Consider the following 26782-nt stretch of genomic DNA (forward strand, 5'->3'; position numbering starts at 1 on the left):
ACTCGTTTCCACTCACAAAGATAGTCGCGGTCTTGCTTTTCATAGAGGAAATATAGATAATTATTAATAGCTCCAATCAATTGTTATTAAATTATTTGGATTATCCCAATAATGCAATTTTACATCAATTGCATAAATCAGGATACAAATCCTCTAAATCAGGAAAAAAATCTCCTCATTTTATAAAAAAGAATAGAGCTTACAAATTCCAAACAATTATACGGCTTTTATTCTTCTTTTTCCTATCTTTGCCACAATATCAATAAAAATCACACAAATTATTCACTTAAACACAAGAAGCATGAAGCACCTTAAATTTCTATTTGCACTTGGCGGCATTCTTTTCTTATCTTGCCAAACAGTATCCGCACGTGGTTTAAAAATCCCTTTCGGCGACCGCGAAGTATTAACCAAAGTAGCAGATTTGCCTGATACCGAAGAGTACCAAACAGACGATGGAAACTACATTGATCTGGCAACTTTCCATCAGGAGTTCAACATCGCTTACCTTCTCCCTCTATACATAGAGAAAGAGCCTCGCCTGGTCGGCTATTGCGAAAAGGAAGACACTTACTATGAACTGACGGAAGAACAACTGGCTACCATCCTAAAAGAAAATAATTTGGATGGAGAGAAGTTGAACAAGATCGGTTTCTATTCCCGTTATGGCGGTAAAGCTGTCGGACTTCTTATAATTGCCCTTATCATTTGGGGATGTATTCCTGGAAAAAAGAAAGAAGTGAAACCCGTGGAAGTATAAAACAAACCATTATTAATAACATTAAAAAGTACAAACTATGTCTATTTACACCTTTATTCCGGTCATTTTCATTGTTCTATATCTAGGATACTGGTTTTACATGAAAAACAAAAACTCGAAACAGGCACAAGTAGTGAACAACACCGATTTCAAAGCTGAATTTGCAAATGCAGAACAGTATAAAAAACTCTGCTTAAACTCTGATTTATCTTTCCTGAAAGAAGCTATGGGAGAAGAAAAAATTGACGCTTTCAACTATGCCAGCAATGAGTATGGTGTAGCATCCGCACTCAAAGACGGAATGAAAGATAAGCTGAAAGGAATGGCCACCTTAGGAACTGTACGTTTCAATACCGTACAAACTCCCAAATATCTGGTATTAAGCGGAGACAATCTGCACCTATTCGATACAGACACAGATGGAGAAATCGACAATCATTTTGTATTCAATCAGGCGCGTCTTGAAAACTCCCGTCTCATCGCAATTCCTATGGAGGGACAAGTACAAGCACAGGCACAAGCCAGAGGAAACAACGTGAAAGCATACAAACTTTCATTGCAAACCGACGAGAAACCTGTTGAACTCATTATCTACTCCTGTCTGATATTTACAAATATCCCGGAGATTCCGACAGATTCACAAGAAACAATACAGGATATTATCATTGGCAATGACTTCTTGAAACAATTGGGTGACAAATATCCTAATTTGAAAGTCTCATTGCCGATATTTAGCTAAAGAAGGACATATACTTAGAAAAAATAACAGCGGAAGGTTAGCTAGTTACCAAACATTATGCGTCCCGGCGGATTTGCAATCCGCCGTTCTCCGAGTATCAGGATTTATAATCCGCAATACACCTATACTTTAATATATAGTTCGGATTGAAAATCCTGATGCTCAAAGCAATCGGATTACAAATCCGATTAAACAGGTTAAAAATCCGATTGAACAGATCTCTGCAGATACTCCCCGCAGAAATTCAAAAGTAAAATTAAAAGCGATACAGTTTCGTTCGGACAAGAAGCTGAAACAATCTGTCGGATATATAAAAATAAAGCAAATGAAGCGGGTCAAGCACTCTGCCAAATTATCGGAAATAGAGATAGACATGCGGCTAAAAGAGTATTTCAGCGATCATCAGATTATGCAACGTTCCGACTTTCAAGGCATCACGGGGATGGTACGTTCCACAGCCATGATTCATATTCGCCGACTCCGTCAGGAAGGCAAGCCGCAGAATATCGGCATTCCCAGTCAACCTATTTATGTGCCGGCCCCAGGATTTTATGGAAAGTCCAGAGATTATCAGCCTGTCAAATAAACTAAAACAAAATATCAGAGGAGATACCCCCAAAGAACAGATATAAAAAAGGCGGCTGAAAGCATGAACCCCTCTTTTCAGGGTTCGCTTTCAGCCGCTATCTCTTTCCAGCAAGCGATTACAGAGAATCGCTGAATGCTGAAATCGCTTTTTTACTTTTTATTACTGTGCAGATTCTACCAATACTACACGGTTCAGAATCGGTTGACCGAATTTGTCAACACCACCACCGGCTGCAACTTTCAGTCTATCGGCAGAGATGCCATACTTCTTAACTAACAAGTCTTTAACAACCTGTGCACGTTCCAAACTTAACTTCTGATTGAAAGCAGGAGTACCGGTTGCAGAGTCAGCATATCCGTTGATTGTGTATGTAGCATTCGGAGATTCTTTTATCTTGCTGGCAAGATATGACAAGTTCATTTCTTCTTGCGGAGATAATTTATCAGAACCGATCTTGAAGAATACGGTACGCGGAGCAATGTTAGTATCTGTGATAACAACTTCTTCAGTATCTTCTACTTCTACTGGTTGTTGTGCATTTGCCAACTGTTGTTGCAATTGCATATTAGCTGCTGCCATTGCATTCATCTGATTACGCATCTGATTCAATTCAAGTTCAGAGATAATCTGTGGAGTAGGACGTTGGAATCCGCGGGTAGGGAAGTAATAAGTCACACCGAGGGTAGCACCTAAGATACCATCATAATCGGGTCTACCTCCATGTTCTCCGTCAAACTTGCCTTCCAGACCTGTTGCGCTCAACTCCAGATTCAAGTCAACAGCATTCGACAAACGGAAGCGGTTGATAATACCTGCATTGAAAGTAGCGGAGTTAGTGTGAGGACGAGAATAAGCATGAGCCCAACCGGCACCTATATAAGGGATAATTTCATATACGCGATTCGGATTGTATCCACCGAAAAGTGCGTTCAGGTTAATCATCAAATCACCATGCAAGTTCATGTAGTCCCATCTTTGTTTGTAAGAACCGTCTTCTCTCGGACCACCCACTACATAATTAGCAGTTTCGCTGGTAGTGAATCCTTTTGCCTGCAATCCGCTGTATTGCAAACGCAATCCGAATCCCGGAGTTACCCATTTGCCGACAGACACGTTAAATGTAGGAGCAACACGGTCTCTGAATTTGCCGATATGGTCATTGTTTCCATATAGCACCTGGGCGCCGCCTCCTACAGAGAAGAACCAGTTACTCCAGAAAGGATTAGTTATTACTTGATATTTATCTTGTACCTGAATCACTTCGTATTCAGTTACAGTCATTGTCTGCTGCGCAGAAGCGACAGACGCAACGCCGGCAAATGCCAGCAACATCAGAATCTTTTTCATATACCTAATAGTTAAGTGGTTATTTAAATCTTTTTCTTTGTTGAACTATTTAAATAACACGAACCGAACTAAAAGGTTTTAGAAAAAGATGAAATTATTTGTTTTATTTGAATAATCTTTCGATGTCTTCCTCCTTGATTGTTGTCAAAACAGTTTTCCCATCAGGGGTGTAATTCGGTGAGGGACAGGCAAAAAGGTTGTCTACAAGGCTTACCATTTCTTCATTACTCAACACCTGTCCGTAAACAATAGCCGCCGCGCGAGCCAATGTTAATGCCAGAATACTTTGGATTTCTTCCTTGACGTCACTTCCTTTTTCCATCGCCGTATGCAGCATATTACGCACCAGTTCCACCGGATTCAGACCTTCAATCCCCGAAGGAATACCATTAATGGCATAGCTACCGCCTCCCAGATTACTCAAATCGAAACCGACTGCAGACAAATCATCCATAATACTTTGCAGTACAGCAGCTTCCGAAGCCGGCAACTGTAAGATTTCCGGGAACAGGACGCCTTGTGATACCCCCTGTTTCTGTTGGATCTGTACCATATAACGATCAAAAAGCACCCGTATGTGTGCCCGGTGCTGATCGATTAGCATCAAACCGGATTTAACTGAAGTCAGGATAAACCGCCCTTTAAACTGCAAATGCTGATTTCCTTTCTCTATCACCGGTTCACTGGCATACAAAGTAGAAGAAGCGGCAGAGGTGACCGTCTCCATCTTTTCTTCAACGAAAGTGGGTTGGCCGCCAATAGAAGAGTCTTCCCAATCCATTTCTGGTTCCGGTTGCGGGTTATTCATCTTACTGGCTTTCGTCAGCCCTCCGTACAAATCTTCCCATTCCACTTTCGAACGGCTGTACGATCCGCCACCACCGCCACCGGCAGAAACTTTAAACGGATTATAATCTGTATTATAATGTATCTTCGGAGGCTCGGAAGATATTTTCTCCTCAAATGCCGGAATGTCAGGCATATCTTCCGTATCAAAATCAATGGAAGGGATCGCACTGAATTTGCCCAACGACTCCTTCACGGATGCCGAAAGTATCTGCCAGATGGCCTGTTCATTTTCAAACTTGATTTCGGTCTTTGTCGGATGGATATTCACGTCAATATTGGCCGGATCTACATCAAAATAGATAAAGTAGGAAATCTGTTCACCGGTGGGAATCAACTGTTCATAAGCCTCCATAACCGCCTTATGAAAATAAGGATGACGCATATAACGCCCGTTGACAAAGAAATACTGATGTGCCCCTTTCTTACGGGCAGTCTCCGGCTTGGCTACGTATCCGGAGATTTTCACCATGGTAGTATTGACCTCTATATTCAGTAACTGCTGATTGAGCTTCTTACCGAAAATAGCAAGGATACGTTGACGTAATTGTGATACCGGAAGATTGAATAACTCCGAATCATTACTATAAAGCGAAAAGGCAACCTCCGGATGCACCAAAGCGATCCGTTCAAATTCGGCAAGGATGTTACTCAATTCCGTTGAATTAGCCTTTAGAAATTTACGACGGGCAGGTACATTAAAGAATAGGTTCTTTACAGAGAAGTTACTTCCTTTAGAACAGGATACAGCCTCCTGACTTTCCACTTGAGAGCCTGCAATCACCAACTTCGTACCCAATTCTTCCGATTCCGGACGTGTCTTTAACTCTACCTGTGCCACTGCAGCGATGGAAGCCAATGCCTCTCCGCGAAATCCCATTGTACGCAAAGCAAACAGATCTGCCGCTTGACGTATCTTGGAGGTGGCATGCCGTTCAAAAGAAAGACGGGCATCCGTTTCGGACATTCCTTTTCCATCATCAATCACCTGAATGCTGGTTTTACCTGCATCAGTCACCAATACATGTATATTTTGTGCATCTGCATCAATCGCATTCTCCACTAGCTCCTTGATGACAGACGCGGGACGTTGTATCACTTCACCGGCAGCAATCTGGTTAGCTACCGAATCAGGTAACAAATGAATTATATCGCTCATTCTTCGTAAATTAATAATTAAAAGTTCCAGCTTCCTGTCGCCAAATAATGCCACAGATAAAGAAGGAAAGCAATGATTATCAGTATGATTCCGAAAGAGACCGGTTTGCGGCCACTCGCTTTTCTTCTTTTCAAATGCGTAGTACCTTCGATGAACTTACCGCGAATATCCTCCGGATTAAATTCCTTTTCCGGAAGCATCCCCAAGTCACGTTTGGCGTTCTCCTCCATCTTTGCGAGCTTTTCTTTCCGCTCGTCTACATAAATGTATTGATGATTAAAGCCACGGGGCTTTCTCATTGAGTTAAACATTCCCATACTACTTCATATTTATTAAGTTTCGCTTTTCTGTTTTGGGGCGCCGATCGGTGGTCGGTTTCAGTGTATCACCCGCACGCTTACCCCGCCAGTTAAAGATATCATCCTTATTCAGCGGACGGACATAGTCGAACCAGGCAAAAGTGGGAAGACGCAATTTATCAGGCGGTATCTGGTCCATCGGATACATCGTTCCGTTGGATTTACCGATAAACAGTCCTTTTTCCATCTTCTTATCCTTCATATAAAGATGAAGCACACTACCTTCCAGACAATTAAAGCCGGTCATCGTACTGTCTTTTTCTTCCGGATAGAAAGCGGTCAACACATTACCAATCACTTCAATATGACGCATATCTCCATTAATGAAATAGGCTTTCATCTCTTTGCCGGACACTTGGTTATAATGAATAGAATCTTTCATTTCCACCGTCAACGCCTGGTTGATGATATGCGCCCAGTCAATCGTGCTGTCATTCATATAAATCTTGATCTGCTCGCCAAGTAGTTGCTGCCCTTCATTCCAAAGAATAGGGTCGGTATACATGGTCATACAGGAATCCTTCGAATTATAGACCAGTGAGTCACATACTCCCTGAACATCCGTACGATACATACGTACCTTGTGATAAGCTTTCATCAACCGGAAAACGGAATCGGTATTCAGGTTGTAAGACACCAACTGCAATGTATCGCCATGCATAAAAAGACTGTCAGGCCCTTGCGAGTAGTCGATTGCCACAGCACGTTTCGTCGCAAACGCGGAGTCTGTCAATTCATTATAGAAACAATAATCACCCGTCAGCATATTCTTATTAATGGAATCTGTCATCTTCACATTATCGAACGCCTCGCCATAACCGATGATACGGTCATAGAACAGACTGTCGCCTACCAGTTTCTTTCCCTGATTGGTCAGTACCGAACGGTCCAACAATTCGGCTTGTTCGGTCATTGTGTTATAAAATCCCCGTTCCGAATAGATATGATTATTATCACTGACGATATTGGAAGGTCCGAGAATAACTGCGATTTTGCTTTCCGTATTATACCTTAACGTATCGGAAGTCAACACAAACTTTGGGTTTACCAACTTCACATCATGGTTGAATACCGACTGTTTCGTTGCAGGACTGTATTCTCCCCAATCGGAAGTCAATACATTCTCTTCATCCATCAAGGTTCCTCCCTCGAAATAATATCCGAGGTCGTAGAGACGGTCGTAGTTCAAGCTATCTGTTAACAGGGTGGTGTTCCGATTAATCATCTTCACATTTTCACGAAGCTGCGCTATTTGCGTCATGCCGTCATAATAAAGATAATCACCGTAGATGAACAAAGTGTCTCCCTGTTCCATACGTACATTACTGAAGGCCTCCACAGAGTTGGTTTTCTCAAAAATCAGTGCACTGTCACAGTACATATACATACTGTCATGGCGCAATTTCACGTTACCAATCAACACCTGCACATCCGGACGCGCCAACTTATCCGCCTGACCTTCATCAGCATGAAGCAGATAAACTTTGGTCTTTTTATTCTCCGGTTGTTTCTTGTTGTCCGATTGTTTCTTATTGCCTGCCGGTGTTTTGGCTTTTGAAGCCGACTTAGACGTATCCGCAGCCGATTTAATTGAATCCCCTGTCACAGGTTTCTGTCCCGTTGGCCTCACTTGTGCTACAAGACATACACCAAACAGGCATAGAAAGCCTATAAGGAGCCATCTATGCCTGTCTTGTTGTTTATTTTTTTTATTTGTTTTCAGCATATAAAATCAAAGCAAGGTTACATCAGTCCTTCTTGACCCAACCCGGATACTTGAAGTCACACTTCTGCCAGTTTTCGTTGATGCGTACATAAGTATGTTTCTGCTTGTCCAGAATCCATTTCTGCAACATCTCTTCACGGCGTTTCTCCATCACAATTTCTTTCAGGTCCTGATAGTCTTCTGCAATGGTTGCTTTATGACCGTTGATTTTTGCTTTCAACTTCACGATAGCACATACTTCTTTTCCATCCTTCTCATTAATCATTGTAAAGGCTTTGGAAATTTCACCTACATTCATCTTATCCACTACCTTAGCAACGTCTTGAGGAAGATCCTGCATCTGGAACTTAGAAGTAGTCACACCTGAATTTTCATTGATGTTCACCATAATACCATGGTTGTTACGGGTGTCTTTATCCTGTGAGATAACGGCAGCCGCATCATCAAATGTAAATTTGTTGGCACGAATATCATCGGCAATAGAATCCAGACGGGCACAAGCCTCGGTCAGTTCTTTTTCCGATACTTTCGGACGCAACAAGATATGGCGAGTGTTGACACGGTCACCACGTTTTTCAATCAACTGGATAATGTGGAAACCAAATTCCGACTCCACAATCTTGGAAACTTTCTTCGGATCTTGCAAACTGAACGCTACATTCGCATAAGCAGGGTCCATCATACCACGTCCCATGAATCCACATTCACCACCTTTAATGGCAGATGCCTTGTCTTCCGAATACAAACGCGCCAATGTAGAGAAGTCAATTTCTCCTTTTGTCACACGATCCGTATAATCACGCAACGTCTTTTTTACATCCTCAATCTCCGAGATAGGAATTTTCGGTTGTAAAGTAATGATCTGCACTTCTACCTGTGTCGGAATGTAAGGAATACTATCTTGTGGAAGGTCTTTAAAATAACGGCGTACTTCTGCCGGAGTCACTTTGATTTCTCCTACCAGTTTCTGCTGCATCTTCTGAACGGTCAATCCGTCACGTGCATTATCACGTAGCGTCTCACGAATCTGGGTGGAAGTTTTATTGAAATACTCCTCCATCTTCTCTCTGGAACCGATCTGCTGAATGTACATGTTGGTCATCATATCCACACGCTGGATGATTTCCGCTTCGGAAACCTCGATACTGTCCAACTTTGCCTGATGCAGGAACAACTTCTGCACGGCAATCTCTTCAGGAATTACACAATAAGGATCGCCGTCAAATCTGCGTCCATTATACAAGGCATCCATACGGGCCTCTTCTACATCTGATTTCAAAATAGCTTCGTCACCTACTACCCAAACTACTTCATCAACCACATTATCTTGTGCATAGGTTGCCACATTAGCAAATATTGCCAGGACAAGGGTAACAACAAATCTAAAGTTCACAAACTTCTTCATTCTTTGTATTTAATAATTATATATAATCTTCTTCTTACTTACTGCTTGCTGATACAAGTCGTTCTTTACCTGTTCCATAAAGCTCACCCGTTTCTGATTAACCAGTAAGTCTTTCACTTCCGAACGGGCAAATTCATACGGTTTCTCTTCACCAATTCCGCGATAATCGCTCACATTCAGGAAATAATAATAGGCCGTATCTTTCAATTCTACCTGACGGTGTTTGTCTACGTACTCTTCCGGTGCCTCTACTTTCAGTGGAATCATATCCAGTACATCAGTCACGGACACCCATTTGTCATAAAAGTATTCGTATTTCACTGCATTCTGCAAACTATATTTTTCCAGGCTCTCGACAGCATCCTGTTTTTCCGACTTATACCACCTGCGCACATTGTTCAGCTGGGGAGCCGTCAACGGCACTTTGATAAACAATCCCTTAATCAACGGGGTTTCCAGTTTAAACAGTTCTTTGTTTTTCCCGTAATATTCTGCGATCTCTTGTTCGGAAATATCATTCGACAGCTTCTGGTTTATCAACTCCTGCTGATAAGTATGCATAATCAACGCTTTCCGATAATTCTCCACCAGTTTGTCAACATCCACATTATCGGGAATATTGTTCGCAGCTTTCTCATATAATAAAATCTCTTCCGCCCAACTACGAATATAATGTTCGGTGAAGAGAATACTATCATCTTTTGACAATCCGACCGGAAGCACGGACATCAAATCTTCTTTATATAAAAAGTTACCGTCCACCTCTACCAAAGGAGTCTTTCCTTTGTGGTCGCGCTGTTCCTTGCACGCTCCACAACCAAGAAGGGTAATCAGTAAGAGGACTAATATTCGCATTGGCAACTAAAATCTACTTATTTAAGGTACGAAGATAGTGAATAATCGGTTACATCAGTTATTATTAACTGTTTTTAAAACCTCTTGGTTTATTTCAACCTTACCAAACTCCCTCAATTCCCGCGCCCAGCACGTGTCAAGATAGCTTCGATAATCCTTTCGCACCTGTTCAATTACTTCCCGATAATCATCCGGTCCTTTCATTTTTTCGCCTACCACAATGGTAAAAGGATAAGACATCACGGGTTCGAAACCACCCTTCTTAAAGACCAGTTTATCTATATATTTATTGTCTCCGTCGGCAAAAATACCTTGTTCAACCTGTATCTTTTCCGTCCCGGATGTATTAAAAGTTTGCCGAAGCTGGTCCGCCCACTCTTTTTCCGGCACTTTCTTCAGCATTTTTTTAGCTTGCTTTGCCGTCTTTTTATCAACGCAATGAAGCACGACTCCTCTATACCGGGGACTCTCCCACCGATAATCCGACGAATGAAATTTGAAATAGGTAGCCAATCCGGCCCGGTCATTAATGGCAGGCAACTCTATTTTCTGCCGTGTGATCTCTTTTACCAAATAGTTTTCGTCAGATTCCCGCAAGGCAATACGAATTTCCGGATGCTTTTTATCTATATTCCGACTTTCATAATCCAATAATGATTTAGCTATAAACCCTTCCAACTGGCGTTTGGCAGCTTGAGGATGAGAAGAGGCAAACTGCGTGAACATAGCTCCGGTATATGCCTGTCCATCAATCGTAAAGAGATTTTGTTCTGTCCGGCCTTTCGTCAACAGCTCTTCCATTGCTGCCTGATTCGGGGTATACTGCCATGACTTTTTTAATCGGTCGAGCATCGCTGCCGTGCCTTTGTCTAAAATTTCCTTACGCCGTAACCGCTCTATCAACCTGCCACTGACATTTTCATAAGCAAATGCTTCCTCCCGGTCAATCACTTTCAAGATATGAATCCCTTCAGGAGTGAAGAATGGCTGTGATACCGCACCTTTCGCCAAAGAGAAAGCGACATCCTCAAATTCACTCGTTGTCTCCAAACTTTCTATCCATCTACTCTGCTTATCATCCGAATAGATTTCCACCAAACGGTTAAAATTCAAATCCGGCTGATTCTGTATCACCCGGTATATAGAATCCATCCGGGCTTTTTCTTCTTCCAAATGACGGGAAGTAACCGTCTGCGGTAAACGTTTAAAAATTTGCATGACTTGCACCCGGCCGCTACGTGCTTTCAATCCCATCTTCTGATACAAGACACGGGCACAACTATCCATCACTTGTTTGTCAATCAGATAAGATTCTACCAATTCTGTCCGACGCTTCTCGTGTTGTTTACGGAAAACTGTAGTCGTATCAAGTCCGGCAGCCCTGGCCGCTTCCACCTTCAACTTTGATTGAGCGAAAAGTGCCGCATACTCTTTTGGTGAAAGCTGGGCATTTGAGCGTTCCGCATAACGGCGGTATGCATTTTCAAATTCCGAACGGAGTATCTCTCTTCCGTTAACACGCATCAATACCGGATCTTCTTGCGCAAAGACCGCGACAACAAAGAGAGAAATACATCCCAACAACAGGCTTCTTTTCATCATCATTTTTTATTTTCCAAACAATAAACAACAAACATCACAGAGGCAATAACAGATAAACAACAAACGGTGAGCAGTGAACACCTTGCTGACAACACAGCCTGTTCACCGTTCACCGTTAATAGTTCACCGTATCTATCTATTATTCCGGACGGCTATAGTTAGGCGATTCACTAGTAATCGTCACGTCGTGCGGATGGCTTTCCATTACACCTGCATTGGTAATGCGGGTAAACTTAGCATCGTGAAGTTTATCAATATTGGCAGCACCGCAGTATCCCATACCTGCACGCAAACCACCTGACAACTGATAGATAACTTCGAAAAGTGTACCTTTATAAGGAACACGGGCAGCAATTCCTTCCGGAACAAGCTTCTTCACATCAGCAGTTCCACTCTGGAAGTAACGGTCTTTCGAACCGTTCTCCATCGCTTCCAACGATCCCATACCACGATAGGATTTGAATTTACGTCCATTGAAAATGATTGTGTCGCCCGGAGACTCTTCTGTTCCGGCAACCAACGATCCGATCATTACACAATATCCACCGGCAGCCAACGCTTTCACTACATCGCCCGAATAGCGCAAACCACCATCGGCAATCAAAGGAATACCTGTACCCTTCAAGGCTTTTGCTACATCATAGACAGCAGACAACTGTGGAACACCTACACCGGCAACCACACGAGTGGTACAGATAGAACCCGGACCGATACCGACTTTCACTGCATCCGCTCCTGCTTCTACCAACGCTTTTGCAGCTTCTCCGGTAGCAATATTACCCACTACAATATCAATGTTCGGGAAGCGTTTCTTAGCTTCTTTCAGTTTTTCAATCACAAACATAGAGTGTCCGTGAGCCGTATCAATTACAATTGCATCCGCACCGGCATCTACCAATGCCTGCATACGATCCAGCGTATCGGCAGTCACACCTACACCGGCAGCTACACGCAAACGACCTTTGGCATCTTTACAAGCCATCGGTTTATCTTTTGCTTTTGTTATATCTTTATAAGTGACAAGGCCGATCAACTTTCCGTCCATTCCGACAATCGGAAGTTTCTCGATCTTATGTTTCTGAAGAATCTGTGCAGCAGATTCCAGATCAGTAGACTGGTTTGTAGTTACCAATCTTTCTTTCGGAGTCATGACAAGATCAATATGTTTAGCCATGTCTCTTTCGAAACGCAAATCTCTGTTGGTAACAATACCCACCAAATAACCTTCATCATCTACCACAGGGATACCACCGATTTTGTATTCCGCCATGATGTCCAGTGCATCCTGCACAGTAGAACCTCTTTTAATAGTTACGGGATCATAAATCATACCATTTTCGGCACGTTTTACAATAGCAACTTGTCTTGCCTGTTCTTCGATAGACATATTTTTGTGAATCACGCCGATACCACCCTCACGAGCAATGGCAATAGCCATTTTCGCTTCGGTAACCGTATCCATGGCAGCCGTCACAAAAGGAATTTTTAACTCAATGTTTTTTGAAAACTTAGTCGAGAGATCGACAGTGCGCGGTAAAACTTCAGAATAAGCGGGGATCAACAATACGTCGTCGTAAGTTAACCCATCCATTACAATCTTATCAGCAATAAATGACATAGGGCTATGCGTTTAAAAATTATTGCGTGCAAATATACGGTTTTTATTCAAAACTGCATACCTGCACGCTTATTTTTTTCGCTTTTTTAATTGGCCATTTCAGAGATGAACTTAATACGCACCAAGCGAACTTCCTCTTCAGTGAAGTCATCGCCTAATTCATCAAGCGCATCATCAATCTTATCAGTAGTAGATTCCTTGAAATAATCGTAGATATCAAGCATGTGATCTTCATCCATGATTTCTTCCAGGAAATAATCTATATTCAGTTTGGTTCCCGAATAGACGATAGCTTCCACCTCGTCTAGGAGTTCACCAAATTCGATACCTTTGGAAAGAGCGATATCATCTAACGCCACTTTACGGTCAATTGCCTGAATGATAGCCACTTTCATCTTTGATTTATTGGCAACCGTACGTACCCGCAAATCTTCAGGACGTTCTATTTCATTCTCTTCACAGTGGCGTTTGATTAATTTACAGAACTCTTCACCGTAACGTTTTGCTTTTCCGGCTCCTACACCCGGTATATTCTGCAATTCATCCAATGTCACCGGATAAATGGTAGCCATCGCTTCCAAAGACGGATCCTGGAAGATCACATAAGGCGGCACTTCCAGCTTCTTCGAGAGTTTCTTCCGCAAGTCCTTCAACATAGAATAAAGAGCAGGGTCTACCGCACAGGAACCACCGCCACGTGCCGGAACTTCTTCTTCCGTCTCTTCAAAGTCGTTGTCTTCGGTAATCTTGAATGACTTCGGCTTCTTCAAGAACTTGTGTCCTTCCTCCGTCACTTTCAGGAGTCCGTAATGTTCCACATCCTTGCTCAAGTAACCTGCGATCAGTGCTTGACGAATCACTGCGTTCCATGTTTTATCCTCTTCCCCCATACCGGAGCCGAAGACTTCGAGGTCTTCATGCAAATGCGCCTGTACTTCGGAAGTTTCTTTACCTTGTAGTATGTCTATAATATAATCTGCCTTAAAATTTTCTTTCACCGCGATAATCGCTTCAATCACGGCACACAATAACTCTTGAGCCTCCACTTGTTTTTTAGGGTTTAAACAGTTGTCACAATTTCCACAATTTTCTTCCGTATATTCTTCACCGAAATAATGCAGCAACGTCTTGCGCCGGCATACGGAAGATTCGGCATAAGCAGCGGTTTCCAACAGAAGCTGCTTGCCAATTTCCTGCTCTGCCACAGGTTTTCCTTGCATGAACTTCTCCAGTTTTTGCAAGTCTTTGTTTGTATAAAAGGTTATGCACTGACCTTCACCGCCATCTCTACCGGCACGTCCGGTCTCCTGGTAATACCCTTCCAGACTCTTTGGAATATCGTAGTGAATCACAAACCTTACATCCGGCTTGTCGATTCCCATACCGAAAGCGATAGTTGCTACAATAACATCCACTTTTTCCATCAGGAAATCATCCTGATTCTTAGTCCGCGCCAACGAATCCATCCCGGCATGATAAGGACGCGCATTGATACCGTTTGCCTGAAGGATTTCAGCAAGTTCCTCTACTTTTTTCCGGCTAAGGCAATAGATAATGCCCGATTTTTCCGGATTGTTTTTGATAAACTTGATAATATCCCTGTCAATATTAGCGGTCTTCGCGCGTACCTCATAATAAAGGTTCGGACGGTTGAACGACGATTTGAAAACTTGAGCATCTACCATTCCCAGATTTTTCTGGATATCATGCTGCACCTTTGGTGTCGCTGTTGCGGTCAACGCAATCAACGGAGCCTTTCCTATTTCGTTGATAATAGGGCGAATCCGCCGGTATTCCGGTCGGAAGTCATGTCCCCATTCAGAAATACAATGAGCTTCGTCCACTGCATAGAACGAAATTTTCACCGAACGCAAAAATTCTACATTTTCTTCTTTCGTCAGCGATTCCGGCGCCACATATAGCAATTTTGTCTTTCCGGCAAGGATGTCCGACCTCACTTGGTCTATCGCGCCTTTGTTTAATGAAGAATTGATAAAATGGGCGACGCCATCTTCTTCACTGAAATTGCGCATTGCATCCACTTGATTCTTCATCAACGCAATAAGCGGAGAAATTACAATTGCCGTACCTTCCATCAAGAGCGAAGGTAGCTGATAGCATAAAGATTTCCCGCCACCGGTAGGCATCAGTACAAAGGTATCTTTACCATCGAGCAAGTTGTTAATGATCGCTTCCTGGTTTCCCTTGAACTTATTAAATCCGAAACACTTCTTCAGTTCATCTGTTAAATTAATCTTCCTTGCCATCTTAACTTAGGTTGTTTTATTCAGTTCATGGTTTAACTTTAGTAGGCTCCCTCCTTCAAGAGAGCCAAACAAAGTTATAAACAACTTCGTAATTACCAAGCAAAATGCGACTAATATTTTTAAGAAAATACAGTTACGATCATCTTTTATAGTCTTACTCTTTGATTTTAAGCAGTTTGCAGTCGTGCCATATTCGCTTTTTCCAGTTGCATCTTTGCATAATCCAGCGTCACCTTATACTCTTTTTTGTCCTCTGAAGGGATTTCAAACATGACATCCATCATGATTGTTTCCACAATAGAGCGCAATCCACGGGCACCCAGCTTATATTCCACCGCCTTATCGACGATATATTCGAAGACAGCATCTTCAAATGTGAGCTTGATACCATCCATTTCAAACAGTTTGATGTACTGCTTGATGATAGAGTTTTTCGGTTCGGTGAGGATAGCACGAAGCGCATTCCGATCCAGCGGATTCAAATAAGTCAGTACCGGAAGACGTCCGATAATTTCGGGAATCAGTCCGAATGACTTCAAATCCTGCGGAGCGATATACTGCATCATGTTATTCTTGTCCACCGTCGCTGTTTTCTGCGACGCCGTATAACCTACGACATGTGTATTCAACCGTTGGGCGATCTTCTTTTCGATACCATCGAAAGCGCCGCCACAGATAAAGAGAATATTTTTGGTATTTACCGGAATCATCTTCTGGTCCGGATGTTTACGACCACCCTGGGGAGGTACGTTCACAACAGAGCCTTCGAGTAATTTCAGCAATCCCTGCTGTACACCTTCACCGCTCACATCGCGAGTGATGGAAGGGTTATCTCCTTTGCGGGCAATCTTGTCGATCTCGTCGATAAACACAATACCCTGTTCCGCTTCAGGTACATTATAATCTGCCACCTGAAGCAAACGGGTTAAAATACTTTCGATATCTTCGCCTACATAACCGGCCTCTGTCAGCACCGTAGCGTCTACAATGGTAAACGGCACGTGCAGCAACTTGGCAATCGTACGTGCAAGCAACGTTTTTCCGGTTCCGGTACTACCTACCATAATAATGTTCGACTTTTCAATCTCCACATCATCCCCGCTGTCTTTTTGCAACAGACGTTTATAATGGTTATAGACCGATACGGAAAGGAAGCGTTTTGCGTCATCCTGTCCGATCACATACTGGTCGAGGAATTTCTTGATTTCTACCGGTTTGGGCAGTTCTTTTAAATTGAGTTTGGTAGCTCCCGCGCTTTTCTTGCCTTCGCCCAATGCTTCCTGAGTAATCTCATAAGCCTGGGTAGCACAACTGTCGCAGATATAGCCGTTCATTCCCGTAATCAGGAATCCGACTTCGTTCTCCGACCGTCCACAGAAGCTACACCTTTTCTTTGTCTTTGAATCAGCCATTTTTATTTCTTAATCAATACCTCATCAATCATACCGTATTCTTTCGCTTCCTGAGCTGTCATCCAGTAGTCGCGGTCAGAGTCCGCCCATACCTTATCGAAATCAGTATGCGAATGATCGGCGATGATCGTATAAAGTTCTTTCTTCAATTTCTGAATCTCACGAGCTGTGATTTCAATGTCCGACGCTTGTCCTTGCGCACCACCCATCGGCTGGTGAATCATCACACGTGAATGAGGCAACGCAGAACGTTTGCCTTCAGCACCGGCAACAAGCAATACAGCCGCCATTGAAGCTGCCATACCTGTACAGATGGTAGCAACATCACTTGAAATAAACTGCATCGTATCATAAATGCCCAGTCCGGCATATACACTTCCGCCCGGAGAGTTGATATAGATAGAGATATCCTTACCCGGATCAACAGAATCCAGATACAGCAACTGTGCCTGAAGCGTATTCGCTGTATAGTCATCTACTTGTGTACCGAGGAAAATGATGCGGTCCATCATCAAACGGGAGAAAACGTCGAGTTGAGTAACGTTCAACTGTCTTTCTTCCAGAATATAGGGATTCAAATACCCGGCCTGCGATTTAATCACATCATCCAATACCATGCCATTCATTCCTAAATGCTTGGTTGCGTATTTTCTAAAATCATCCATGTTAATTGTTCCTTTCTTATAAATTAAAAATAAACGTAAGTACAAAGAAACGAAAAAGAATACAGAGACACAAAAAAACACAGAGTTATAATTTTATAAAAACTCTGTGTTTCTGTGACTTTATATTCTATTCAACCGAATGATTATTCAAACATCTTATTGAATTCTTCGATTGAAACGTTCTTGTTTTCCAAAGTAACCTGCGCTTTCAGAGCAGCAGCCAGCTTCACTTCTACAACACGACTTACCAAATTATTGATAGTTTCTTTCTTCTTCAACATCTCCTGTGCATAGTTGTCAAGCACATCATCAGGGATAGACAACATACCGTATTGAGCAAACTGTGCCTTCGTTGTTTCTCTAGCCATCTTCAGAACATCTTCCTGTTCTACTTTGATATCGTTTGCTTCAACCAACTGTTCCTTAATCAGGTGCCAAGTCAGTTCCTCGATGCTCTTATCATAGTTTTCAGCAACATATTCTTCGCCCTTTTCTTCGTTGTTCAGCAACATGATACGTTTCAGCAGAGCGTCAGAGAATTCCAACTTACCTACTTTTTCCATCATCACCTTGCGAATATCGATCAGGAACTTATAATCGCTGTCAGCAACAAATCTTGCTGCAATTTCTTCTTTAATCTTAGCGCGGAATTCCTCTTCAGTCTTCACAACACCTTCGCCGAATGCCTGGTCGAACACTTCCTGTGTCAATTCACCCGGAACAAAACGAGTGATTTCTTCTACCTGGAAGCTGAAGTCAGACTTAACGTCTTTCGCGATTTCCTTGTCGATCTTCAACAAAGAACCCAGTTCAGCAGCATGTCCGTCATAAGCAACATTCGGATTGAACACCAATACATCATTTACTTTTGCGTTAGCAAAAATAGCTTTCTGATCGTCATTCTTCATGTAAGCAGGCATCAACACAGCAGCTTCTACCTGAATACCACCTTCTTTTGTATTGCCTTCTTCGTCCAACTGTGCCAGCAGACCTTTCAACATATCATTATCTTCGTAAGCATCTACCTTATCATACTTACCAGTGCGTTGAGTGTACATCTTCACCTGGTTGTCGATCATTTCTTCAGAAACTTCGATAGAATAATAATCTACTTTATCTTTAGCGCTTACTTCTGCTTTAAATTCAGGTGCCAAAGCGATATCGAACACGAATTCGAACTCTTCCATTGTATCGAAATCAATATTCTGCTGCTTTTCTTCATTAGGCAACGGCTCGCCCAACATATTCACCTTATTATCTTTAATATAATTGTAAACAGCTTCTTGCAATGCCTTATTCACAACCTCTGCAATCACCGATTTACCATACATCTTTTTAATAAGACTTGTCGGCACCATACCTTTACGGAATCCCGGAATCTGTGCCTTCTGACGGAGTGATTTCAACTCTTTGTCTACTTTCTCCTGATAATCTGCTTTCTCAAGCTTTACAGTAAGCTCTGCGCTTACTTTGTCAATGTTTTGTAATGAAACGTTCATTCTGACAATTATTTATTTGATTTATACTTTGTTCTATACTCAAAGAGGGTGCAAAATTAGTGCTAATCTTTCAAATTTCAAAAGACATTGCAGATTTATTTCAGCAACGCCACCCATCTTTCACACATCTTTTAATAATATCCCACTGATATTCCATCCATAAACAATATAAAATCCCCATCAACACCTACCCCGCCAGGTTCCCCCGGCCTACTTTTTTCTCCGTCAAGCGAGCGCCCATAACGAAGCGTTAAGAAGGGCAGACTGTTTGAGCGTAGCGAGTTTCTGCCCTTTAGCGTAGTGAAGGAAGCGAGTAGGAGAAAAAAGTCAGCCTTGAAAAGCCCGATTTAGTGAGTGTAGCCACAAGCTCGCTTGAGGATACCGAGCGTGAGGGCTTTCTCCAACTTTTCTTTGGTTCTTTCTTTTCTTTCAAGAGAAAAGGAAAGAACTTTTTTTTCTGATAATCCGCAAATTAACCTTCCCAAAAGATGGTTAATTCAAAAATTATTCTTTTCTTTGCTGCGGATTGATGGACCATTAGTTTCTCGATTTGATTACAAGGTTTTTACTTCCGTTACGAAACGCATTTGTAAACTCTCTGTCGTTTTAATCTTTTTATTAGTAACCATCTGTCCAGAGAGTTTTATTCATTTATTTATTTTTTATCATTTTCATTATGAACATTTATGTTGGAAACCTTAACTACCGTGTTAAGGAAGGAGATCTGCAACAAGTGATGGAAGATTACGGAGCAGTATCATCAGTTAAAGTTGTTATGGACCGTGAAACCGGTAAATCCAAAGGATTCGCTTTCATCGAAATGGAAGACGACGCTGCAGCTGCAAAAGCTATTGCTGAATTGAACGGAGCTGAATACATGGGCCGTACAATGGTAGTTAAAGAAGCTAGACCTAGAGCTTAATTGCCGACGCTAATATAGCTAAGAAAAAAAGAAACTTCTGTCACCCCGATGACAGAAGTTTTTTTATTACCCTTCCATTCCTTGCACTTCCACGTCCTTCACCTTACGGAGCAAGTCTGAAGCAAAGATAAAGTTATTCAGTCGTTCGTTGGTAGAGGTAAAGATATCATCTTTTGTCCCTTCCCACTCTTTATGTCCTTCATAAATATAAATCACTTTCTCGCCAATTCCCAATACAGAGTTCATATCATGCGTATTGATAATGGTCGTCATGTTATATTCCTGCGTAATATCATGGATCAGATCATCAATCACCAATGACGTTTTCGGATCGAGTCCCGAGTTCGGTTCATCGCAAAACAAATATTGAGGATTCAGGGCAATCGCACGTGCAATAGCCACACGCTTCTGCATCCCCCCACTGATTTCTCCCGGAAACTTATCTTTCGCCTCCCCCAGATTCACACGATCCAAGCAGAACATCGCCCGTTTGGTACGCTCACGCAAAGTATCATTGCTAAACATATTCAACGGAAACATCACATTGTCCAACACCGTCATCGAGTCAAACAGAGCCGCACTCTGGAAAATCATCCCCATCTCCTTGCGAAGCATCTTTTTCTCCTTCTTCCCCATCAAGACAAGGTTACGTCCGTCATATAAGACTTCCCCCTTCTCCGGAGTAAGCAATCCTACAATACACTTCATCAATACCGTCTTACCGGAGCCACTCTGACCGATAATCAAATTCGTCTTTCCATTTTCAAAACTAGCATTGATATCGCTCAATACCGTTTTGTCATCAAATGATTTATAAAGTCCTTTAATCTCAATCATCCCATCAAAAGTTTAGTTAATATCAAGTCCGCAAACAGAATCAATACACTGCTGGATACTACGGCATCCGTAGAAGCCTTTCCCACAGCAATCGATCCACCATCTACCGTATATCCGAAGAAAGCAGACACACTTGCAATAATAAACGCAAAAAAGAGGGATTTGATGATACCGGCCCAAATAAACCACTCCACAAACATATATTGCAATCCATATTCCAGATCGACCGCATTCATCACCCCGGCAAACCAACAGGTGCAAAAGGCACCGATAATTCCGGCAAAGATACTGAACGTCACTAAAATAGGAATCACAGTTACCATCGCCGTAATCTTAGGCAGAATCAGGTAGTTTGCCGAATTGATACCCATAATTTCGAGCGCGTCAATCTGCTGCGTCACCCGCATCGTTCCTAATTCCGAAGCGATATTCGATCCTACTTTTCCCGCAAGAATCAAACACATGATAGAGGAAGAAAATTCCAGCAACATAATTTCACGTGTCACATACCCCACTGTCCAGCGAGGCATCCACGGACTTTCGATATTCAACTTGATTTGGATGGTAATAACCGCGCCGATGAAAAACGAAATCAACAGCACGATACCGATGGAGTTCACACCTAGTTGCTCCAACTCGTTAAGGTATTGCCGGAAGAACATACGCATACGTTCAGGACGGGAAAAAGTCCGTCCCATCAGCATGAAATATCTCCCGACGGTTCTCAATGCTTTTATCATAACTCACACTATTTGTCTGCAAATGTACATTATTTCAGCTTATTTTTACTACATTTGCCGCAAAATAACTAGAATATGGAAGAAAGCAAGATGGTGCTCCGCACGGAAGACCTGGTTAAGAAGTACGGTAAACGAACCGTTGTGAGCCACGTTTCCATCAATGTGAAGCAAGGTGAGATTGTAGGTTTGCTGGGACCGAACGGTGCCGGCAAGACGACTTCATTCTATATGACTGTAGGGCTGATTACTCCGAATGAAGGACGTATTTTCCTCGACGACCTGGAGATTACCAAATATCCGGTTTACAAACGAGCGCAAACGGGAATCGGCTACCTTGCACAGGAAGCTTCCGTTTTCCGCCAGATGAGTGTGGAAGATAATATCGCCGCCGTACTGGAAATGACTAACAAGCCCAAAGAATATCAAAAGGAAAAACTCGAAAGCCTGATAGCAGAATTCCGTCTGCAAAAGGTACGCAAAAACAAAGGTAACCAGTTGTCCGGAGGTGAACGCCGCCGTACGGAGATTGCCCGTTGTCTTGCCATCGACCCCAAATTCATCATGCTTGACGAACCTTTTGCCGGTGTAGACCCGATTGCCGTAGAAGATATCCAGCAAATTGTTTGGAAGCTGAAAGATAAGAATATCGGAATCCTGATTACCGACCACAACGTACAGGAGACACTTAGTATCACCGACCGCGCCTATCTGCTGTTCGAAGGAAAGATTCTTTTCCAGGGAACACCGGAAGAATTATCGGAGAATCAGATTGTGCGTGAAAAATACTTGAGTAACAGCTTCGTTTTACGCAGAAAAGATTTCCAGTTGGAGAAATAGATTCACCACAGATTTTCACAGATATTTCATAAAGAATACGGGCTAATCAAATGATACAAAACTTGTAAATTGATTAGCCCGTTTTTTATTTTTAATCTGTGGAAATCTGTGTTAATCTGTGGTGAACTTTACTTCTGTCGAATATAAATATTAACCGGAGTACCTGTCAGATTCCATTTCTCACGCATCTTATTTTCGAGGAAACGTTTGTACGGATCCTTCACATACTGCGGCAAGTTGGCAAAATAGACAAATGAAGGCACTTGCGTATTCGGCAGCTGTGTGATGTATTTAATCTTGATATACTTACCTTTATTTGAGGGAGGCGGATAAGCCTCGATCAGCGGGAGCATTTCTTCATTCAAACGAGCTGTCGGAATCTTTGTCGTCCGGTTCTCATATACATTACGTGCTTCTTCCAGCACTTTCAGAATACGTTGTTTAGTCAACGCAGAAGCAAAGATGATCGGGAAATCGACAAACGGAGCAAAACGTGAACGGACAGCTTCCTCAAATGTCTTCTGCACTTTCACTGATTTATCTTCCACCAAGTCCCATTTATTAATCACGACTACCAATCCTTTCTGGTTCTTCTGAATCAGAGAAAAGATATTCAAGTCCTGGCTCTCAACACCCCTCGTTGCATCCAACATCAGAATACAAACATCCGAACCTTCGATGGCACGAATCGAACGAATCACCGAATAATATTCCAAGTCTTCATTTACCTTGTTTTTCTTACGGATACCTGCCGTATCTACCAGGTAAAAATCAAATCCGAATTTATTGTAACGAGTGTAGATCGAGTCACGGGTAGTCCCTGCAATCTCTGTCACGATATTACGTTCTTCCCCAATAAACGCGTTTACAATGGAAGACTTTCCGGCATTCGGGCGTCCTACCACAGCAAAACGAGGAATATCATCATCCAGGATTTCAGAAGATTCCTTCTTGAAATTGCTGACAATCAAATCCATCAAATCACCCGTACCACTTCCTGTCATGGCAGAAACACAATACGGATCGCCCAATCCCAGTTTATAAAACTCGGGAGCGTTATACTGTAAATCATGATTGTCCGTTTTATTGGCAACCATAATCACCGGACTATTAGCACGGCGCAGAATAGCCGCTACCTGCATATCCAGATCGGTCACTCCGTTCATCACATCCACAACGAACAAAATAACGTCCGCTTCATCCACTGCCAATAATACCTGCTTGCGGATTTCCTCTTCAAAAACATCATCCGAATTAACCACCCATCCGCCGGTATCCACCACGGAGAACTCACGGCCCAGCCACTCGGACTTGCCATATTGTCTGTCGCGGGTTGTACCCGCTTCTTCATTCACAATAGCCTGACGAGTCTTCGTCAGACGGTTAAATAAGGTAGACTTGCCCACATTCGGGCGTCCTACAATTGCAACTAAATTACCCATAGTTCAATACCTTGTTTTTTCACGACTATCACAGTCGCATGAATACTCTTAATCTAACTGATAACCAAAATTACGCAGCTCCTTATCCGAACTACGCCAATCCTTATCCACTTTCACATACGTTTCGAGGAAAATAGTCTTTCCAAAGAAACGTTCCAGTTCGCGGCGAGCCTCGGTAGCTACCTTCTTCAACGCCTTGCCCTGTTTACCGATAATAATTCCTTTCTGCGAATCACGTTCCACGTTAATCACCGCACGAATATGAATCTTCTTCGGCTCTTCCTTAAACTCCTCTACGACCACTTCCACCGAATAAGGAATCTCCTTGTCGTAGTAGAGCAGAATCTTTTCCCGGATAATCTCATTCACGAAGAAACGGGCAGGCTTGTCCGTCCACTGATCCTTTCCAAAATAAGGAGGAGAATCGGGCAACAGTTCTTTGATTCGCTTCATCACATAGTCCACATTGAACTTCGATGTAGCAGAAATCGGAATAATTTCGGCTTGGGGAAGCAGTTCTTTCCAATCTTCCACCAGCTTTACCAGTTTTTCCTGATCTGTAAGATCTATCTTATTGATGAGCAAGAGCACAGGCACCGTCATCTGGCGTACCTTCTCCATAAACTCATTATTCTTATCCGGCGTCTCCACCACGTCAGTCACATAAAGCAAGATATCCGCATCCGTCAATGCCGAAGTAGAAAAATTCAGCATCGACTCCTGTAGTTTATAATTGGGCTTCAATACTCCCGGAGTATCAGAAAAAACAATCTGCATTTCATCCGTATTATAGATTCCCATAATCCGGTGACGAGTTGTCTGCGCCTTGAAAGTAGCGATCGAAATACGTTCGCCCACCAAGACATTCATCAATGTCGATTTTCCGACATTCGGATTTCCTACAATGTTTACAAAACCTGCTTTATGCATTTCTCTTCATTTTATTGGTTGAGACAAAAAAACGCATCGAATCGAAATAGGATGCGTTTTTGAGTGTTATAGTTCAGTAACTTACGTTACGATTCCTTTTTTCCGTCATAACCCCATTTCACGTAAACTGCGCCCCATGTAAATCCGGCACCGAATGCAGTGAAAATGATATTATCACCTTTCTTGAGTTTATCTTCATAATCCCAGATACACAAAGGAAGAGTAGCAGCACTGGTGTTACCGTAATGCTCAATATTTACCAACACTTTATCCATTGGCACCTCCATACGGTGAGCCACGGCTTCGATAATGCGGACATTCGCCTGATGCGGAACAATCCAGTTGATATTATCTTTCGTCAGACCATTCTTTTCTGCAATAGCAGCAGATACATCCGACATGTTAGATACAGCATATTTAAACACTGTTCTTCCTTCCTGGTGCAAATAGTGCATTTTATTGTCTACTGTGAAATAAGACGGAGGACAAACCGAACCACCAGCTTTCATGTGGAGGAAAGGCAATCCTTTGCCATCAGTTCTCAGTATCGAATCCATGATTCCGTAATCTTCCGTAGTCGGTTCCACCATAAAGGCAGCAGCACCGTCACCAAAGATAGGGCATGTAGCACGATCTGTATAGTTAACCATTGACGACATCTTATCGGCACCGACAATGATAATTTTCTTATATCTTCCCGAACGGATGAAATTAGCAGCTGTCTCCATTAAATACAGGAAACCACTACAAGCAGCTTGCAAATCGAAAGCAAATGCATTCTTCAGTCCGAGTTTATCACAAAGAATAGAAGCTGTAGAAGGGAAGTGATAGTCAGGAGTAGTGGTAGCGACAACAACCAAATCAATGTCATCAGGATTAGCACCAGTTTTCTTCATCAACTGTTTGGCAGCTTTGCGTGCCATGTATGAACTACCTAATCCTTCCTCATTCAGAATATGTCTCTCCTTTACTCCGATACGAGTCATAATCCATTCGTCGTTGGTATCCACCATTTTTGATATCTCGTCGTTAGTTAAGATATAATCGGGAACGTACCCGCCGACTCCTGTGATTACTGCATTTATTTTTTCCATCAAACCTATTTTAAATTAGCAATACTATAATACTTAAAGCAGCCGGAGAGCTTTACCCTCAGGCTGTTTTCAGTATAACTGTACTAATTATACAGCTGCTTCTTTCTCAATAGCGAGCTTACCTCTGTAATAGCCACAAGCACCACATACAGTGTGGTAAACGTGCCATTCGCCGCAATTCGGACAAATAGCCAATGTAGGAGCTACTGCCTTATCATGAGTTCTTCTCTTCGCTTGTCTCGTACTTGATTGTCTTCTCTTAGGATGTGCCATTTTCTTAAAACTTTAATTATTATCTAATATTTTTTTTAATTCATTCCAGCGAGGATCAATTTGTTCCTCCACTTCTTCCTCAATTACGATGTCATCTCCACCTGTGTCGAAAGTATCATCGCTATCCTCATTCGCATTTGTTTTCAAATGCTTGTTCAATTTACTAGTTACCGCTTTATTACACTTACCGGGAGCATGTACATGCTTCATCGGAATAGACAGCGCAACAAATTCATACATGAACCATGCAACGTTGATTTCCCCTTCTTCCTCGGGAATCACAATCAGGTTGTCACCTTCTTCTGCATATTCATGACCAAACTTTACCATCAGTTTATCAGAAGAACTGATAGGTAGCTCCATATCATCCAGACAACGGTCGCATGGTACCCATACCATTCCGTCAGTTTGGAAACTCAGCTCGAAAGCACGAGAGGTTCTTTTCACAGTCAATGTAACATTGACCTTTCCTTTCTGAACTTCAGGACCATCAATGTGAGCGAAGTAAAGGTTATCCAATACAAACTCATACTTAGCAGAGTCTGCTTGCATACCTTTCAAGTCAATTTTGTATTTATCAAATTTTCCCAAAGCTTCTCTCTTTTTTAAATCGTTAGCTTACAATTCGGGCGACAAAGATACAAATAAATATCCTCATAACATACAAATTATCAGTAAATATTCACTTTTTTAATAGGTATTATGAGGTTTGTATCTGCTAAAAAGGGCGGTATAAATACCAAAGTAATAAAAAACAGAAAGCCTCGCCCGTCAATAGACAAGCGAGGCTTCTTTAAAACGGCGGCTACCTACTCTCCCACTGTTACGCAGTACCATCGGCGTGACGAGGCTTAACTTC

General features: G+C 42.3%; 24 protein-coding genes. 5 read left to right on the top strand and 19 right to left on the bottom strand.

Features of this window, described 5'->3' with window-relative positions:
- Positions 1 to 301: 301 nt before the first annotated feature.
- The 3 genes from KTR06_RS22870 to KTR06_RS22880 all read left to right on the top strand — a co-directional run bounded on the left by KTR06_RS22870 (position 302) and on the right by KTR06_RS22880 (position 2085).
- Complete coding sequence (locus tag KTR06_RS22870) at positions 302 to 760, top strand: hypothetical protein (RefSeq protein ID WP_015533043.1); 459 nt, start codon at positions 302 to 304, stop codon at positions 758 to 760.
- Between the two features lie 37 nt (positions 761 to 797).
- Positions 798 to 1499 (top strand): hypothetical protein, encoded by a 702-nt coding sequence (locus KTR06_RS22875; RefSeq protein ID WP_120069175.1) that lies wholly within the window; start codon positions 798 to 800, stop codon positions 1497 to 1499.
- Between the two features lie 325 nt (positions 1500 to 1824).
- Complete coding sequence (locus KTR06_RS22880) at positions 1825 to 2085, top strand: hypothetical protein (RefSeq protein WP_008020400.1); 261 nt, start codon at positions 1825 to 1827, stop codon at positions 2083 to 2085.
- A gap of 162 nt (positions 2086 to 2247) precedes the next feature.
- Here KTR06_RS22880 and KTR06_RS22885 read toward each other — a convergent pair whose 3' ends face one another.
- The 12 genes from KTR06_RS22885 to tig form a co-directional block, all read right to left on the bottom strand.
- The gene (locus tag KTR06_RS22885) at positions 2248 to 3435 is read right to left on the bottom strand and encodes an OmpA family protein (protein ID WP_004314384.1); all 1188 of its coding nucleotides are present in this window, start codon (positions 3433 to 3435) and stop codon (positions 2248 to 2250) included.
- A 103-nt stretch (positions 3436 to 3538) separates the two neighbouring features.
- The gene (mutL, locus tag KTR06_RS22890; protein WP_120069172.1) at positions 3539 to 5440 is read right to left on the bottom strand and encodes a DNA mismatch repair endonuclease MutL; all 1902 of its coding nucleotides are present in this window, start codon (positions 5438 to 5440) and stop codon (positions 3539 to 3541) included.
- A gap of 17 nt (positions 5441 to 5457) precedes the next feature.
- The gene (locus tag KTR06_RS22895; RefSeq protein ID WP_004314386.1) at positions 5458 to 5757 is read right to left on the bottom strand and encodes a hypothetical protein; all 300 of its coding nucleotides are present in this window, start codon (positions 5755 to 5757) and stop codon (positions 5458 to 5460) included.
- A gap of 1 nt (position 5758) precedes the next feature.
- Positions 5759 to 7525, bottom strand: coding sequence for an OstA-like protein (locus KTR06_RS22900; protein ID WP_008020395.1), 1767 nt, complete (start codon positions 7523 to 7525; stop codon positions 5759 to 5761).
- A gap of 22 nt (positions 7526 to 7547) precedes the next feature.
- A complete protein-coding gene (locus tag KTR06_RS22905; protein WP_008641845.1) occupies positions 7548 to 8930 on the bottom strand; it encodes a peptidylprolyl isomerase in 1383 nt (460 codons plus the stop codon).
- Positions 8931 to 8939: 9 nt separating this feature from the next.
- The gene (locus KTR06_RS22910; RefSeq protein WP_009038960.1) at positions 8940 to 9785 is read right to left on the bottom strand and encodes a hypothetical protein; all 846 of its coding nucleotides are present in this window, start codon (positions 9783 to 9785) and stop codon (positions 8940 to 8942) included.
- Between the two features lie 54 nt (positions 9786 to 9839).
- Positions 9840 to 11384 (bottom strand): peptidylprolyl isomerase, encoded by a 1545-nt coding sequence (locus KTR06_RS22915; RefSeq protein WP_120069267.1) that lies wholly within the window; start codon positions 11382 to 11384, stop codon positions 9840 to 9842.
- A gap of 142 nt (positions 11385 to 11526) precedes the next feature.
- Positions 11527 to 13005, bottom strand: a complete 1479-nt coding sequence (gene guaB / locus KTR06_RS22920; RefSeq protein ID WP_009038958.1) for an IMP dehydrogenase — start codon at positions 13003 to 13005, stop codon at positions 11527 to 11529.
- A gap of 86 nt (positions 13006 to 13091) precedes the next feature.
- Complete coding sequence (gene recQ, locus KTR06_RS22925; protein ID WP_008020386.1) at positions 13092 to 15272, bottom strand: DNA helicase RecQ; 2181 nt, start codon at positions 15270 to 15272, stop codon at positions 13092 to 13094.
- 167 nt (positions 15273 to 15439) lie between these two features.
- Positions 15440 to 16684 carry an ATP-dependent Clp protease ATP-binding subunit ClpX gene (gene clpX / locus KTR06_RS22930; RefSeq protein WP_008641838.1) on the bottom strand — a complete coding sequence of 415 codons (1245 nt, stop codon included), beginning with the start codon at positions 16682 to 16684 and terminating at the stop codon, positions 15440 to 15442.
- 2 nt (positions 16685 to 16686) lie between these two features.
- Positions 16687 to 17349 carry an ATP-dependent Clp endopeptidase proteolytic subunit ClpP gene (gene clpP, locus KTR06_RS22935; protein WP_004297164.1) on the bottom strand — a complete coding sequence of 221 codons (663 nt, stop codon included), beginning with the start codon at positions 17347 to 17349 and terminating at the stop codon, positions 16687 to 16689.
- Between the two features lie 143 nt (positions 17350 to 17492).
- Positions 17493 to 18848 (bottom strand): trigger factor, encoded by a 1356-nt coding sequence (gene tig / locus KTR06_RS22940; protein ID WP_074708781.1) that lies wholly within the window; start codon positions 18846 to 18848, stop codon positions 17493 to 17495.
- A 676-nt stretch (positions 18849 to 19524) separates the two neighbouring features.
- On the opposite strand from tig, the gene KTR06_RS22945 reads away from it, so the two are divergent.
- Positions 19525 to 19770, top strand: coding sequence for an RNA-binding protein (locus KTR06_RS22945; protein ID WP_004297160.1), 246 nt, complete (start codon positions 19525 to 19527; stop codon positions 19768 to 19770).
- A gap of 66 nt (positions 19771 to 19836) precedes the next feature.
- Here the strand turns inward: KTR06_RS22945 and KTR06_RS22950 are convergent, their stop codons facing one another.
- On the bottom strand, positions 19837 to 20607 hold the full coding sequence (locus tag KTR06_RS22950; protein ID WP_004308628.1) for an ABC transporter ATP-binding protein: 771 nt from the start codon (positions 20605 to 20607) through the stop codon (positions 19837 to 19839).
- The gene (locus KTR06_RS22955; RefSeq protein ID WP_004308627.1) at positions 20604 to 21347 is read right to left on the bottom strand and encodes an ABC transporter permease; all 744 of its coding nucleotides are present in this window, start codon (positions 21345 to 21347) and stop codon (positions 20604 to 20606) included. Before KTR06_RS22955 ends, KTR06_RS22950 begins: the two co-directional genes overlap by 4 nt.
- Before the next feature lie 75 nt (positions 21348 to 21422).
- On the opposite strand from KTR06_RS22955, the gene lptB reads away from it, so the two are divergent.
- Complete coding sequence (gene lptB, locus KTR06_RS22960; protein WP_004308626.1) at positions 21423 to 22184, top strand: LPS export ABC transporter ATP-binding protein; 762 nt, start codon at positions 21423 to 21425, stop codon at positions 22182 to 22184.
- 128 nt (positions 22185 to 22312) lie between these two features.
- On the opposite strand, the gene der is transcribed toward lptB, so the two are convergent.
- The 5 genes from der to KTR06_RS22985 form a co-directional block, all read right to left on the bottom strand.
- Positions 22313 to 23626, bottom strand: a complete 1314-nt coding sequence (gene der / locus KTR06_RS22965; protein ID WP_004308625.1) for a ribosome biogenesis GTPase Der — start codon at positions 23624 to 23626, stop codon at positions 22313 to 22315.
- Positions 23627 to 23674: 48 nt separating this feature from the next.
- A complete protein-coding gene (era, locus tag KTR06_RS22970; protein ID WP_004308624.1) occupies positions 23675 to 24556 on the bottom strand; it encodes a GTPase Era in 882 nt (293 codons plus the stop codon).
- An 86-nt stretch (positions 24557 to 24642) separates the two neighbouring features.
- A complete protein-coding gene (locus KTR06_RS22975) occupies positions 24643 to 25650 on the bottom strand; it encodes a beta-ketoacyl-ACP synthase III (RefSeq protein ID WP_004308623.1) in 1008 nt (335 codons plus the stop codon).
- 87 nt (positions 25651 to 25737) lie between these two features.
- Positions 25738 to 25923: a 50S ribosomal protein L32 gene (rpmF, locus tag KTR06_RS22980; RefSeq protein WP_004296852.1), complete on the bottom strand. Its 186-nt coding sequence runs from the start codon at positions 25921 to 25923 to the stop codon at positions 25738 to 25740.
- A 12-nt stretch (positions 25924 to 25935) separates the two neighbouring features.
- Positions 25936 to 26514: a DUF177 domain-containing protein gene (locus KTR06_RS22985; protein WP_004313594.1), complete on the bottom strand. Its 579-nt coding sequence runs from the start codon at positions 26512 to 26514 to the stop codon at positions 25936 to 25938.
- Positions 26515 to 26782: the final 268 nt, after the last annotated feature.

Origin of the sequence: Bacteroides sp. MSK.20.12 (assembly GCF_019052435.1) — a bacterium.
GTDB classification, from domain to species: domain Bacteria; phylum Bacteroidota; class Bacteroidia; order Bacteroidales; family Bacteroidaceae; genus Bacteroides; species Bacteroides xylanisolvens.

Bases quoted from the DNA above. Each gene is read 5' to 3' on its own strand.
- KTR06_RS22945 (WP_004297160.1), top strand. From the start codon at position 19,525: ATGAACATTTATGTTGGAAACCTTAACTACCGTGTTAAGGAAGGAGAT.
- KTR06_RS22875 (WP_120069175.1), top strand. From the start codon at position 798: ATGTCTATTTACACCTTTATTCCGGTCATTTTCATTGTTCTATATCTA.
- rpmF (WP_004296852.1), bottom strand. From the start codon at position 25,923: ATGGCACATCCTAAGAGAAGACAATCAAGTACGAGACAAGCGAAGAGA.
- clpP (WP_004297164.1), bottom strand. From the start codon at position 17,349: ATGGATGATTTTAGAAAATACGCAACCAAGCATTTAGGAATGAATGGC.
- mutL (WP_120069172.1), bottom strand. From the start codon at position 5,440: ATGAGCGATATAATTCATTTGTTACCTGATTCGGTAGCTAACCAGATT.
- KTR06_RS22885 (WP_004314384.1), bottom strand. From the start codon at position 3,435: ATGAAAAAGATTCTGATGTTGCTGGCATTTGCCGGCGTTGCGTCTGTC.
- clpX (WP_008641838.1), bottom strand. From the start codon at position 16,684: ATGGCTGATTCAAAGACAAAGAAAAGGTGTAGCTTCTGTGGACGGTCG.
- KTR06_RS22975 (WP_004308623.1), bottom strand. From the start codon at position 25,650: ATGGAAAAAATAAATGCAGTAATCACAGGAGTCGGCGGGTACGTTCCC.
- era (WP_004308624.1), bottom strand. From the start codon at position 24,556: ATGCATAAAGCAGGTTTTGTAAACATTGTAGGAAATCCGAATGTCGGA.
- KTR06_RS22900 (WP_008020395.1), bottom strand. From the start codon at position 7,525: ATGCTGAAAACAAATAAAAAAAATAAACAACAAGACAGGCATAGATGG.
- recQ (WP_008020386.1), bottom strand. From the start codon at position 15,272: ATGGCAAGGAAGATTAATTTAACAGATGAACTGAAGAAGTGTTTCGGA.
- KTR06_RS22870 (WP_015533043.1), top strand. From the start codon at position 302: ATGAAGCACCTTAAATTTCTATTTGCACTTGGCGGCATTCTTTTCTTA.
- lptB (WP_004308626.1), top strand. From the start codon at position 21,423: ATGGAAGAAAGCAAGATGGTGCTCCGCACGGAAGACCTGGTTAAGAAG.
- KTR06_RS22955 (WP_004308627.1), bottom strand. From the start codon at position 21,347: ATGATAAAAGCATTGAGAACCGTCGGGAGATATTTCATGCTGATGGGA.
- KTR06_RS22950 (WP_004308628.1), bottom strand. From the start codon at position 20,607: ATGATTGAGATTAAAGGACTTTATAAATCATTTGATGACAAAACGGTA.
- KTR06_RS22910 (WP_009038960.1), bottom strand. From the start codon at position 9,785: ATGCGAATATTAGTCCTCTTACTGATTACCCTTCTTGGTTGTGGAGCG.
- KTR06_RS22915 (WP_120069267.1), bottom strand. From the start codon at position 11,384: ATGAAAAGAAGCCTGTTGTTGGGATGTATTTCTCTCTTTGTTGTCGCG.
- KTR06_RS22895 (WP_004314386.1), bottom strand. From the start codon at position 5,757: ATGGGAATGTTTAACTCAATGAGAAAGCCCCGTGGCTTTAATCATCAA.
- der (WP_004308625.1), bottom strand. From the start codon at position 23,626: ATGGGTAATTTAGTTGCAATTGTAGGACGCCCGAATGTGGGCAAGTCT.
- guaB (WP_009038958.1), bottom strand. From the start codon at position 13,005: ATGTCATTTATTGCTGATAAGATTGTAATGGATGGGTTAACTTACGAC.
- KTR06_RS22880 (WP_008020400.1), top strand. From the start codon at position 1,825: ATGAAGCGGGTCAAGCACTCTGCCAAATTATCGGAAATAGAGATAGAC.
- KTR06_RS22905 (WP_008641845.1), bottom strand. From the start codon at position 8,930: ATGAAGAAGTTTGTGAACTTTAGATTTGTTGTTACCCTTGTCCTGGCA.
- tig (WP_074708781.1), bottom strand. From the start codon at position 18,848: ATGAACGTTTCATTACAAAACATTGACAAAGTAAGCGCAGAGCTTACT.